This is a genomic window from Achromobacter sp. KK8 (genome assembly GCF_054188005.1).
On record NZ_CM135178.1, the window covers coordinates 2,536,073 to 2,548,072 of the forward strand.

At 70.6% G+C, this 12,000-nt stretch carries 9 protein-coding genes; 4 read left to right on the forward strand and 5 right to left on the reverse strand.

Features of this window, described 5'->3' with window-relative positions:
- Positions 1-178 precede the first annotated feature (178 nt).
- Complete coding sequence (locus ACVN9Z_RS11800) at positions 179-3,550, forward strand: autotransporter outer membrane beta-barrel domain-containing protein (protein WP_327764110.1); 3,372 nt, start codon at positions 179-181, stop codon at positions 3,548-3,550.
- A 3-nt stretch (positions 3,551-3,553) separates the two neighbouring features.
- Here the strand turns inward: ACVN9Z_RS11800 and ACVN9Z_RS11805 are convergent, their stop codons facing one another.
- From ACVN9Z_RS11805 to ACVN9Z_RS11825, 5 genes are read right to left on the reverse strand one after another with little or no spacing between them, the layout of a single operon-like run.
- Complete coding sequence (locus ACVN9Z_RS11805; protein WP_458213405.1) at positions 3,554-4,507, reverse strand: NAD(P)H-dependent flavin oxidoreductase; 954 nt, start codon at positions 4,505-4,507, stop codon at positions 3,554-3,556.
- Between the two features lie 19 nt (positions 4,508-4,526).
- Entirely contained in the window at positions 4,527-5,504 is a 978-nt protein-coding gene (locus tag ACVN9Z_RS11810) for a Bug family tripartite tricarboxylate transporter substrate binding protein (protein WP_006388874.1), read from the reverse strand.
- A 55-nt stretch (positions 5,505-5,559) separates the two neighbouring features.
- A complete protein-coding gene (locus tag ACVN9Z_RS11815; RefSeq protein WP_458213406.1) occupies positions 5,560-7,080 on the reverse strand; it encodes a class I adenylate-forming enzyme family protein in 1,521 nt (506 codons plus the stop codon).
- 17 nt (positions 7,081-7,097) lie between these two features.
- Positions 7,098-8,270: a thiolase gene (locus ACVN9Z_RS11820; protein ID WP_458213407.1), complete on the reverse strand. Its 1,173-nt coding sequence runs from the start codon at positions 8,268-8,270 to the stop codon at positions 7,098-7,100.
- Positions 8,267-8,665, reverse strand: a complete 399-nt coding sequence (locus tag ACVN9Z_RS11825; protein ID WP_006388877.1) for a Zn-ribbon domain-containing OB-fold protein — start codon at positions 8,663-8,665, stop codon at positions 8,267-8,269. Before ACVN9Z_RS11825 ends, ACVN9Z_RS11820 begins: the two co-directional genes overlap by 4 nt.
- Before the next feature lie 194 nt (positions 8,666-8,859).
- Between ACVN9Z_RS11825 and ACVN9Z_RS11830 the strand changes: the two genes are divergently transcribed.
- The 3 genes from ACVN9Z_RS11830 to paaG are packed head-to-tail and all read left to right on the forward strand — an operon-like array spanning position 8,860 to position 11,991.
- Positions 8,860-10,050, forward strand: a complete 1,191-nt coding sequence (locus ACVN9Z_RS11830; protein WP_020925070.1) for an acyl-CoA dehydrogenase family protein — start codon at positions 8,860-8,862, stop codon at positions 10,048-10,050.
- A gap of 31 nt (positions 10,051-10,081) precedes the next feature.
- On the forward strand, positions 10,082-11,194 hold the full coding sequence (locus ACVN9Z_RS11835; protein ID WP_024067801.1) for an acyl-CoA dehydrogenase family protein: 1,113 nt from the start codon (positions 10,082-10,084) through the stop codon (positions 11,192-11,194).
- On the forward strand, positions 11,191-11,991 hold the full coding sequence (paaG, locus tag ACVN9Z_RS11840; RefSeq protein WP_047992602.1) for a 2-(1,2-epoxy-1,2-dihydrophenyl)acetyl-CoA isomerase PaaG: 801 nt from the start codon (positions 11,191-11,193) through the stop codon (positions 11,989-11,991). The genes ACVN9Z_RS11835 and paaG overlap by 4 nt, the downstream gene beginning before the upstream one ends.
- Positions 11,992-12,000: the final 9 nt, after the last annotated feature.

Here is a 12,000-nt window from a genome sequence, read left to right on the forward strand (position 1 = left end):
TTGCATTACATTTGCTGCCGATGTGCGCTCAGACGGCGCAACGCTCCAGCGCTCGGCAGTTGAACACGCATGGTCTCCCCGGGCGCTGGCTTCCATATGATTGCCGTGCCGCGGGACCCTGGCGTTTGTCCCCTCCGGGTCATCCTGGTAATGGGCAGGGCGAAGCAAGGGGAAATTCGTGCTCCAAGGCAAAGCCGGGCTTGTGGCCCACTGTGACGCGCCGGCGTCTTCGACCGTTCCGACGTCAGACCGCTACGATATCGCGCCTCCGGCGGCCAGCTTGCGGTCGGCCGCAAGCGTCATGCTCGCGGCCGGCAGCGCCGCCCTGGCGCTGGCCCTTTCGACCGCGGCGGCGCCCGCCTTGGCCGCCTGTTCCGCCAGCGACACGACGGGTTGCGGCGCGCCCGGCGGAGCGGGTTATCCCGGTCGCGGCGGCGCTGGCGGCAATGGCAATGGCCAGGGGGGCGGCGCCAGCGAGCTCGACCCGAGCAACGTGACCGTGCAGGTGCCGGGAAGCTGGGGCGGCTCGGGAACGGGTGGCGCGGGGGCTGCCGGCGACGCAGGCAACGCGACCGCCAACGCACCGGCACAAACGTTCACGGGGTCTGGATTGGCCATCAACGCGCCGATTGCGGGCGACGCCGGCAATGCCGGCCGCGACGGCACCAATTTCGGCGGCGGTGGCAATGGCGGCAATACATCGCTTCAGTACCTGGGCAACGATATCACCATCAACAATTCGGCGGCGGCCGTGGGCGGTGCGGGCGGCAATGGCGGCAATGTCTTCAACACGGGCAGCGGCAACGGCGGCGGCGGCGGCGGGGGCGGCAGCGGCTTGACGTCGGCCGGGGCGGGGGCGTCGATCAACAATCATGGCACGATCACCGGGGGCGCTGGCGGCAACGGCGGTAGCGGCGGCTTTGGCGGCGGGGGAGGCGCCGGCGGCGACGGCTTGCTCGCGGTTGGCGGCAACGCCACCATCACCAATACCGGCGGCATCACCGGAGGCGCGGGCGGCAGCGGGGGGGCGGGCAATTCCGGCGCGGGGGCGGACGGGGCGGGGGGGGCCGGCATCAATCTTGCCGGCTCGCGCAATATGATCCTCAATGTCGGCACCATCGCTGGCGGCGCCGGCAATGGCGGCGGCGTCGGTATCGTGACGCGCGGCATGGACACGATCGTCAATGCGGGCACCATCACCGGCGCGCCGAGTGGCCCGGGCGGAGCCCGCGCGGCGGCCATCCAGTTCGGCGGCACGGGCAACACGTTGACGCTGCTGACGGGCTCCAACATCGTAGGCGGCCTGTTGTTCGATGCGGGGGCGACCGCCACCATTTCCGCGAGCCACCCCGGGCTGACGCTGGCCAACGATGTGATCCTGACCGATGCCGCGTCCGGCGTCGCGTTCTCTTCGGTGGCGAGCGGCCTGACGTTTTCGGGCGTCATCTCCGGCGCGGGCGGGGTAAGCGTCCAGGGCAGCAGGGGCCTGACGATGGCGGGCGTCAACACCTACACGGGAACCACCACCATCGACAGCGGCGCGACGCTCGCGCTCAGCGGCGGCGGCAGCGTGGCGGCATCCAGCGGGGTGACCAGCGACGGAACGCTGGACATTTCGGCGACGACGAGCGGTGCGTCCGTGGCCAGCCTTGCGGGCGGCGGGAGAGTCGCGCTCGGCGGCCGCACCCTGACCCTGACGAACGCGTCGGGCGTGTTTTCCGGCGTCATCGACGGCGCCGGCGGACTGGTGCTCAGCAGTGGCACGCAGACGCTTTCGGGGGTAAGCACCTACACCGGCGCGACCACGATCAACGGCGGCTCGCTGGTGCTCACCGGCGCGGGACGGCTGTCCGCGGCCTCGGCCGTCTCGCTCATGGGCAGCGGCGCGACGCTCGACCTGTCGGCGGCATCGGGCCAGACGCTGGCCGGGTTGTACGGGGTGGCCGGTTCGCGCCTGCTGGCCGGCGCCAGCACGCTGACGCTCGGCGCGGCCACCGACAGCGTCTATGAAGGCGAGCTCACGGGCAGCGGCGCGTTGGTCAAACAAGGGACCGGCATGCTCGTGCTCAATGGTTCGAATGCCGGATTCACGGGAGCGACGACTGTCGCTCAGGGCAGGCTCCAGGTGGGCGATGCCGGCCATGGCGGCGCGGTGCTGGGCGGCGACGTGGAGGTCGGGGCGCAAGGCACGCTCGGCGGGCACGGCACGATTCTCGGTGATGTGACGAACGGCGGCATGGTGTCGCCCGGTGGATCCATCGGCACGCTGAACGTGGGCGGCAATTACACCCAGGCGTCGAATGCGACCTTGGCCATCGAAGTCAGTCCGACCGAGGCCTCGTTGCTGAAGGTCGGTGGCAGCGCCACATTGAACGGGACGCTGGCGATCACATACGCGCCGGGCACCTATTCGGCCACGCGCTACAACGTGGTGAGCGCGGCCAATGGCATCAGCGGGCGCTTCTCGTCGGTAACGGGCTCGCTGGCCTCCGGCGCGGACCTGAACGGCCTGCGCTCATCGGTGGCCTACGGCGCCAACGAGGTCGCGTTGCTGCTGAGCAATCCGGCCTCGGGCATGCCGGGCGACACGCCGGTGATCATCGCGCCGACCCGCACCAGCATCTATACGGCGCTTGGCAGCGCCGCGTTGATGAGCGCGCAGTCGGCCACCGCTGCGGTGCTCGACCGCGCGACGCGGCGCGCCGTCGCGTCCGGGCCAGCCGACGCGACGGATACCGTTTCGGTCTGGGCAAACGCCACGGGACGGCATGGCCGGCTGTCCGGCTCGGGGGGGCTGCCGGGCTTCCAGGAAAACCAGTACGGCTTTCTCGCCGGCGCCGACAAGCGGGTGGATCGCAACACCTTCGGCCTGGCGATGGGCTATTCCCACGCCGAGCTGTCGGAAGAGAGCACGGAAAGCGCCGGCACGCGCGATACGGTGCGCCTGGCCACCTATGCCAGCCGCGACCTGGGGCCGGTCGATGTGACGGGCATGCTCGGCTACGGCCTGCATTTCCTGTCGCAGAAGCGGCCCTTCGAGAATGTCGGCACGGCCAAGGGTGATCATGTCGGGCAGGAATTCACGGCGGCGGCGCAAGTCAGCAAGCCCATGGCGCTTGGCGGACTGGTCATGACGCCCCGGCTGGGATTGCGTTATGCCTATTTCCACGCCAACAGCTTTGACGAAGGCGGCGCAAGGGGCCAGAACCTGCTTGTCGGCTCGGACACCGCCCGCAGCCTGCAGCCCTACGTCGGCATGACTTTCGACACGGCGTTCGATAGCGCGCAGCGGCCGTTGAACCTCCAGTTCCGTGTGGCCTACGCCCACGAACTGCTTGATACCGGCCGCGCGATGACGGTCGTGTCGCAGGACGGCACGCGCTTCGCCGCGCCGGGCGCCGATCTGTCGCGCGGCTTCCTGACGTTCGGCGTGAGCGTCGGCTTGCCGCTGACGCGGCAACTGGACGTGTCTCTTGCCTATGATGCGCTCGTCAACACGTCCCGCGCGTCGTCGCAGGCGGGCAGTGTCAGGATGAGCTATCGCTTCTGACTGTCAGCGCAGCAGCGCTTGCCTGGCTGCCTGGTATTCTGCTTCGAGCAGATTCACCAGCTCGTGTACCGCCAGCACTTCCTGCACCGCGCCCACGCCCTGGCCGGCGCTCCAGACGTCTTTCCAGGCTTTGGGGCGAGTGTTCTTGTCCAGGTTCGGGGGCGGGGCGTCGTAGTCGGGAAGCTGGGCGGGATCCAGGCCCACGGCGCGGATGCTCTCGCTCAGGTAGTTGGCGGGCACGCCCGAGAAGTACGGGGTGTAGGTGACGTCGGCGGCCTGGGCGCGCAGGATCATTTCGCGGTAGGCGTCGTTGGCCAGGGATTCGCGGGTGGCGATGAAGCGGGTGCCCATGTAGGCGAAGTCGCAGCCCAGGGCCTGGGCTGCCAGGATGTCCTTGCCGTGGCTGATGCAGCCGGACAGGGCCAGGGGGCCGTCGTGGAAGGCGCGGATCTCGTTGACCAGGGCGATGGGGTTGAGCCGGCCGGCGTGGCCGCCGGCGCCGGCCGCGACCAGGATCAGGCCGTCGACGCCGGCATCCAGGGCGCGGCGGGCGTGGCGTACCGTGGTGACGTCGTGGTAGACCTGGCCGCCGTAGGCATGGACGGCGCGCACCACGGCTTCGGGCGGATGCAGCGAGGTGATCACCAGGGGCACGCGGCGCTCGGCGCAGATGGCCAGGTCGCCCTGCCAGCGGGCGTTGCTGGGATGGACGATGAGGTTGACGCCGTAGGGCGCCACCCGCGCGCGCGGATCCGCGCGGCGGGCGGCGGCCAGGCGTTCTTCGATGCGGTTGATCCAGTCGTGCAATTGTTCCTGCGGCCTGGCGTTGAGCGAGGGGAAGGTGCCGATGATGCCGGCGCCGCATTGCGCCGCCACCAGGTCCGGGCCGGAGACCAGGAACATGGGAGCGCCGATGATGGGCAGTCGGGTCTGCGCGCGCAGTGCGGATGGCTTCATGGGCGGGTTCCGGTCGGGGTCAGTTGGCCTGGATGTTGGCGCTCTTGATCACATCGGCCCACAGGGCATATTCGCGGTCGATGCGCTGTTGCAGGGCGGCGGCGTCGCCGCTGTTGATGGTGTAGCCGCCGTCGGTCATGGCGCGGCGGAAGGCGGGGTCCTTCGACACCTCGGATAGCGCGCGTTTCAGGCGCGCCTGCACCGCGTCGGGCAGCTTGCGCGGGCCGACCAGCGCATACCAGCCGACCACCTCGTAGTCCTTCATGCCGGCCTCGATCATGGTGGGCACGTCGGGCAGCTCGGGGTTGCGGGTGCGCGAGGTGACGGCCAGCGCGCGCGCCTTGCCGCTCTTGATGAACGGAATCGCGGTGCTGGTGATGTCGAACATGAAGGTGATCTTGCCGCTGACCACGTCCATCATCGCCGGCGAGTTGCCGCGATAGGGCACGTGCAGCATCGGCACGCCGGCCTGCTTCTTCAGCAGTTCGGCCGACAGGTGGTTCGACGCCCCGATGCCGGCCGAGCCGAACGACACGGCATCGGGATGGGCGCGGGCGTAGTCGACCAGCTCACCCACGCTCTTGGCCGGGGCCTGCGGGCCGATAAGCAGCACGTTGGCGTAGTCGACCACCAGGCCGATCAGCGAGAAGTCCTTGCGTGGATCGAACAGGGTGCTGCGCTGGACCAGGGGCGACATGGTCAGCGTGGGGCTGGCGGCAAAGCCCAGCAGGTAGCCGTCGGGCGGCGCCTTGGCGGTGGCGTCGGAAGCGATCATGCCGCTGGCGCCGGCGCGGTTCTCGACCACGACCGCCTGGCCCAGCTTGTCGCCCAGGTACTTGGCGAAGACGCGCGCGGTGGTGTCCACGGGGCCGCCAGGGGCGTAGCCCACCAGCAGGCGGATGGGGCGGTCGGGGTAGGCGCTGTCGGCGGCGGCGCTGGCGCCGGTCGCCATGGCCGCCACGGCGGCGGCCGCGGCGAGCAGGGTCTTGATGTTCACGCTCATGTCTCCTTGTGGAATGAGCCGGTCGCGGAGCGGAACAGCGGGGCCGCGCCTACGCCAGCCTTTCTTTCAGCGGCTGCTTGAGGATCTTGCCGCTGACGGTGGTGGGAATCGTGTCGATGCAGTGGATCCGCGCCGGCCGCTTGTACGGCGCCAGCTGGGCGCGCAGGTGCAGCATCAGCAGATGGGTGTCCAGGCACGCGCCGGCCAAGGGTTCGACGAAGGCGATGACTTCCTCGTTGTGGTCTTCGGTGGGGCGGCCCACCACCGCCGACAGGCGCACGCCGGGAAAGGCGTTGATGACCGCCTCCACCTCGATCGGGTAGACGTTGAAGCCGGACCGGATGATCAGGTCCTTGGAGCGGCCGGCGATGTACAGCGCGCCGCGGTCGTCCAGGTAGCCGATGTCGCCGGTGTTGAGCCAGCCGCCAGGCAGCAGCGCCTGCGCGGTCTGCGCCGGGTCGCGGTAGTAGCCCAGCATCACGCCGGGGCCGCGGATCAGGATGCCGCCGCGTTCGCCCGGGCGCGGCGCGTCGGCGTCGGGACGGCCGATGCGCAATTGCACGCCGTCCACCGCGAAGCCGGCGCTGCAATCGGTCGGCGGGGCGTCGATGTCGGTGATGAACATGGAGCCGGCGTACTCGGTGATGCCGTAGCCGTGGTGCATGGCGATACCGAAGTAGCGTTCGGCGTCGCGCTTGAGCGTCGGGTCGAGCGCCGCGCCGCCGGTGTAGAGATAGCGCAGCGCTGGCGCGCGCAATTCAGCGCGCGGCGGCGCGGCCGCCAGCATGCGGTTGAACATGGTCGGCACGCCCTGCAGGATGCTGACGCCGGGGTGGGCCAGCGCCTTGAAGGCATCCTCGGGATCGAAACGGCTGCGCAGCACCAGGCTGGCGCCGGCATGCAGCGTCGCCATCAGCACGGTGGCGATGCCGAAGATGTGCGACAGCGGCAGGGCGGCGTAGCCGATGTCCTGGGGCGTCAGGCGGCGCGACGCCGCGGAGACGCCGGCGAAGTGCAGCAGGCCGCGGTGCGGCACCATGACGCCCTTCGGCGCGCCCGTGGTGCCGGATGTGTAGATCACCGTGGCGACCTCGGCGACCGCGTCGCCGGTCTCGGGGAGCGTCGGCGCGTCCGCGCGTCGCGCATGCACGCCCCCGCCCCAGGCGGCGGCATCGGCGGGGTGCGCGCCGGCGGCCTCGGCGTGGGCGGCGGCGGCTGCCGAGATGCCGCTGGTGTAGAGCGTCACCTCCGGCTGGGCATGCGCGCTGATCGCGGTGATCTCGCGCGCCGACAGGCGCGCGTTGACGCCAACCGGCCAGGCGCCGATGATGCCGCAGCCAAACAGCGTGGCGATCATGGCGGCGCAGTTCTCGCCGACCATCAACACGCGATGCCCCGGCCGTACGCCCGCCGCCGCCAGCCAGTCGGCCGCATCGCGGGCGCATTGCCACAGTTGTGCATAGGTCAGGATGCCGCCGCCTTCCTCGTACAGGCAGATGGCGTCGGGCTGACTGCCGGCCTGGCGGGCCAGCAGTTGGTGGATGCGGGTGAGCGGTTCGACGTGCGACATGGTTGCTGCGGTCGGAATCAAAGCGTGGCGGCGGTGCCGAGGATGGCGGTGGCCTGGCTGGACAGCGTGCCGCCGTTGCCGTGCACCAGCGCCAGTTCGGCGTTGGCCACCTGGCGCGCGCCGGCCTCGCCACGCAGCTGCCGCACGGCCTCGATCATGATGAAGACGCCGTACATGCCCGGATGCACGCAGCACAGGCCGCCGCCGTTGGTGTTGACCGGCAGCCGCCCGCCGGGCGCGATGGCGCCGCCGGCGATGAAGTCCTTGCTCTCGCCCTTGGCGCAGAAGCCCAGGTCCTCCAGGAACAGCAGGGTGTTGATGGTGAAGGCGTCGTACAGCTCGACCACGTCGATGTCCTGGGCCGAGACGCCCGCCATGGCATAGGCGCGGCGGCCCGATACGCTGGCGGCGGTGACGGTCAGGTCTTCCATCGACGAGATCTGCCGGTTCCACACGGCGGTGGCGTTGCCCAGCACGTAGACCGGCGGGCGCGGCAGGTCGCGGGCGCGGTCGGCGCGCACCAGCACGTAGGCGCCGGCGCCGTCGGTGACCAGGCAGCAATCGCGCACGCTCAACGGGTCGGACACCATGCGCGCGGCCAGGATCTGCTCCAGCGTGGCCGGCTCGCGCAACTGCGCCTCGGGATTGAGCTGGGCCCACTGGTTGGCGGCCAGCGCGACCTGCGCCAGGTGTTCGCGGCGGGTGCCGTACTGGTGCATGTGGCGCGCCGCGGCCAGCGCATACGACGACAGCGGGCTCAACGGGTCGTACGGCGTCTCGTAGGGCTGCGGATCGAACTGCTTGCGCACGCGGCCGATCTCGGCGCGGCTCAGCGTCGAGGTGCGCTGCGTGCTGCCATAGCAGACCAGCACCGCGTTGCATTGGCCCGAGGCCAGCGCGTGCAGCGCCGGCAGCAGGTGCGCCACGAAGCTGGAACCGCCCAGCATGGTGCTGTCGATGAAGCTGGGGCGGATGCCCAGGTGCTCGATGACCGGCATCGCCCACATCGGCGCGGCCACGCTGGCGGTGCAGATGCCGTCGATGTCGCGCATCGACAGGCCGGCGTCGGCCACGGCGCGCTGCGCTGCCTGCACCAGGATTTCCATTTCGGTGTAGCCGTGGGCCTGGCCCAGGCCGGCATGGCCGACGCCCGCCACCGCGACGGCGCCGCGCAGATCGTTCAGCGTCATTGCGCCTCCTTGTTGGGAACAAAGACCAGCAGGCCGCGGCCTTCCGTCACGGCCACCTGGGCCCGCACCGCCATGCCGATGCGCACGGCGTCGGGCGCCACGCCCTCGACCCGGCTCATCAGGCGCACGCCCTCGGCCAGGTCGACCAGCGCCACGTTGTAGTCGCCGCCCGCCTCGGGCTTGCGCCGCACGGTGGTGGTGGAATAGACCGTGCCGCGCCCGTCCGGCGTGCGCCAGGACAACTGGTCCGCGCCGCAATGCGGGCAGATCATGCGGGGATAGAACACGGCTCGGTCGCAGGCGTCGCAGTGCTGGATCTGGAAGCGTCCCTGGTCGAGCGCCTGGCGGTATTGCGCCTCGGCGCCTTCGGCGGCGCGTGGGTCGGTTGCGGTCATTGCATGGGTTCCGGATGGACGAGCCGCCAGTGTCGGGGCTGGCGCCGGCCGGTGCCATTCTTCATTGCTGAAGCAGGCCTTTTGCCGGCCCGTAGTGCCCGTGCCCTACACCGAGGCAAAAGGCGGTCTTCCGCAACCGCAGATTGTCCGGCGCCGGGTCGGCATGGCTAGATAGCCGCCAAAGGAGGTAGGCCATGAATCTGACCTGGACGCCGGAGGAGATCCGGTTCCGCGAAATGGTGCGCGCGTTCGCCGCCGACCGGCTGCCGCGGGACATCCGCGACAAGGTGCGCCGGCATCAGCGGCTGGAACGCGACGACTATGTGCGCTGGCACAACATCCTGGCCGACCAGGGCTGGGGCGCGCCGAACTGGCCGGTCGAACACGGCGGCACCGGCTGGAACGCGCTGGAACGGCTGATCTTCGAAGTGGAATGTTTCAAGGCCGGCGCGCCGCGCCTGCTGCCGTTCGGCCTGTCCATGATCGGCCCGGTGCTGATGAAGTACGCCAGCGCCGAGCAGCAGGCGCGCTTCCTGCCGCGCATTCCCCGGGTGCAGGACTGGTGGTGCCAGGGCTATTCCGAGCCCGGCTCAGGGTCGGACCTGGCCTCGCTCAAGACCCGCGCGGTGCGCGATGGGGATGAATACGTGGTCAACGGCCAGAAGACCTGGACCACGCTGGCGCAGTACGCCGACTGGATGTTCTGCCTGGCGCGCACCGACCCCGACGCGCGCGCCCAGCGCGGCATCTCGATGCTGCTGCTGGACATGCGCGCGCCGGGCGTGACCGTGCGCCCGATCCGCACGCTCGACGGCGGCCATGATGTCAACGAGGTCTGGCTGGAGAACGTGCGGGTGCCCGTGGCCAACCTGGTGGGCGAGGAGAACCAGGGCTGGACGTACGCCAAGTACCTGCTGGGCCACGAGCGCACTGGCATCGCCGGCCTGGGCCATTGCCATCGCGAACTCGGCATCCTCAAGGACATGGCCGCGCGCGCCACTTCGCGCGGCCGGCCGCTGCTGGCCGACAGCCGCATGCGCGACCGCATCTCGCGCATCGAGGTCGACATCATGGCGCTGGAAATGCTGCTGCTGCGCGTGGCGGCAAGCAACGGCGGCACGCCCGGCCCGGAGGCCTCGGTGCTCAAGATCCGGGGTTCCGAGATCCAGCAGGACCTGGCCATGCTGCAGATGGAAATCGCCGGTCCCGACGCCTGGCCCTACGATCCCGAATGGATGCTGGCCGATGCCGCCTATCACGGCCCCGGCCCGGAGATGGCGGCGGCCTCGGGTGCGGGCTATGCCGACATGCGCAAGACCTCGATCTACGGCGGCACCACCGAAGTGCAGAAGGGCATCATCGCCCGCCTGGTGCTGGGCCTGTAGGCCCGGCCCGCATCCGCAAGGAACACGACGCATGGATTTCCTCTATACCGAAGAACAGCGCATGCTGGCCGACAGCCTGCGCCGCCTGGTGGACCAGGCATGGACCCGCCCGCAGCGCCGCGCCCGCGAGGCCGCGGGCCGGCTCGATCCGGCGGCCTGGAGCGCGCTGGCCGAGCTGGGCGTGCTGGGCCTGAACATCCCGCAAGAAGCGGGCGGCTTTGGCGAAGTGCCGGCCAGCCTGCTGCCGGTGCACCTGGAGCTGGGGCGCGGACTGGTGGCCGAGCCGGTGATTCCCAGCGCGGTGATGGGCGCGGCCCTGATCGGCGCCTGCGACGACAAGGCGCGTGACCGCTGGCTGCCGGACATCGCGTCGGGCGACAAGGTGGTCAGCGTGGCCTACCAGGAACCCGGGCGCCGCTATCAGGCCGATCCCGAGGGCTGCCGCGCGACGCGCAGCGGCGACGGCTGGCGGCTGGATGGCGCCAAGCACCTGGTGTGGCACGGCGCGGCGGCCCACGCCTGGCTGGTGAGCGCGCGCGGGGAAGACGGCGTCACGCTGCTGCTGGCGGTGCCGGCGGACGCCGCCGGGGTGCGGGTCACCGATACGCCAACGCTGGACGGCGCGCGCTGCGCCCGGCTCGATTTCGATGCCGTATCGCTTGGCGCCGATGCCCTGCTGGCGCAAGGCGAGGCGGCCGACGCGGCCTTGGCGCAGGCGTTGCAATGGGGCACGGCGGCGCTGTGCGCCCATGCGGCGGGCGCGATGGAACGGTTGCTGGAGATCACCGTCGACTATCTCAAGACGCGCAAGCAGTTCGGCCAGCCGCTGGCCGCGTTCCAGGCGCTGCAGCATCGCCTGGCCGAGATGCTGGTGGCCAAGGAACTGGCGCTGTCCATGGCCTATGTGGCCGTGGCCGCGCTGACCGAAGCGGACACGGCGCAGCGCCGCCGCATGCTGGCCTCGGCCAAGCTCGAAACCGCGCGCGCCGGCCGGCTGGTGGCGCAGATGGCGGTGCAGCTGCACGGCGGCATGGGCATGACGGACGAACTGGAGGTCGGCGATTACTTCAAGCGCCTGACGGTCGCGGACCTGCTGCTGGGCGACAGCGCCGAGCAACTGGCGGTGCTGGAGGAACTGGCATGAGCGCCGCCGACTATACCCAGATCACGTTCACCCTGGAGCAGGGCGTGGGCGTCATCACGCTCAACCGCCCCGAGCGCCTGAACAGCTTCACCGCGGTCATGCACGCCGAACTGGCGCGGGCGCTGGACGCGCTGCAAGCGCACGCCGGATTGCGCGGCGTGATCCTGACCGGCGCCGGCCGCGGCTTCTGCGCCGGCCAGGACCTGGGCGAGCGCAAGCCGGCAGAGGACGGCTCGCGCCGCGACCTGAGCGAGAACCTGGAAAAGCTGTACAAGCCGCTCATCATGCGGCTGCGCGCGCTGCCGGCGCCGGTGGTGTGCGTGATGAACGGCGTCGCGGCCGGCGCAGGCGCCAGCCTGGTGCTGGCGTGCGACGTGGTGTTCGCGGTGGAGTCGGCTCGCTTCATCCAGGCCTTCAGCAAGATCGGCCTGTTGCCGGACGCGGGCGGCACTTGGTTCCTGCCGCGCCTGGTGGGCACGGCGCGGGCCATGGGCGCGGCTCTGTTCGGCGAGGCCGTCAGCGCGCGCCAGGCCGAGGCGTGGGGGCTGATCTGGCGCGTCGTGCCGGACGCGGCGCTGGCGGCAACCCTGGCCGACGTGCGCGCCACGCTGGCGGCCGGACCCACCCGCGCCTATGCCGCCACCAAGGCCGCCCTGCATGCCTCCAGCGGCAACACGCTGGCGCAGCAGTTCGATCTGGAATGCGCCTTGCAGCGCGAACTGGGCTACACCGACGATTACCTGGAAGGCATGCGCGCCTTTGCGCAGAAGCGCGCGCCGGCGTTCACCGGACGCTAGGGCCCGCGG

What these genes read in the sequence shown, in the direction of transcription:
- ACVN9Z_RS11805 (WP_458213405.1), bottom strand. Translation starts at nt 4,507, where the DNA reads ATGAAGCCATCCGCACTGCGCGCGCAGACCCGACTGCCCATCATCGGC.
- ACVN9Z_RS11815 (WP_458213406.1), bottom strand. Translation starts at nt 7,080, where the DNA reads ATGTCGCACGTCGAACCGCTCACCCGCATCCACCAACTGCTGGCCCGC.
- ACVN9Z_RS11820 (WP_458213407.1), bottom strand. Translation starts at nt 8,270, where the DNA reads ATGACGCTGAACGATCTGCGCGGCGCCGTCGCGGTGGCGGGCGTCGGC.
- ACVN9Z_RS11825 (WP_006388877.1), bottom strand. Translation starts at nt 8,665, where the DNA reads ATGACCGCAACCGACCCACGCGCCGCCGAAGGCGCCGAGGCGCAATAC.
- ACVN9Z_RS11830 (WP_020925070.1), top strand. Translation starts at nt 8,860, where the DNA reads ATGAATCTGACCTGGACGCCGGAGGAGATCCGGTTCCGCGAAATGGTG.
- ACVN9Z_RS11835 (WP_024067801.1), top strand. Translation starts at nt 10,082, where the DNA reads ATGGATTTCCTCTATACCGAAGAACAGCGCATGCTGGCCGACAGCCTG.
- paaG (WP_047992602.1), top strand. Translation starts at nt 11,191, where the DNA reads ATGAGCGCCGCCGACTATACCCAGATCACGTTCACCCTGGAGCAGGGC.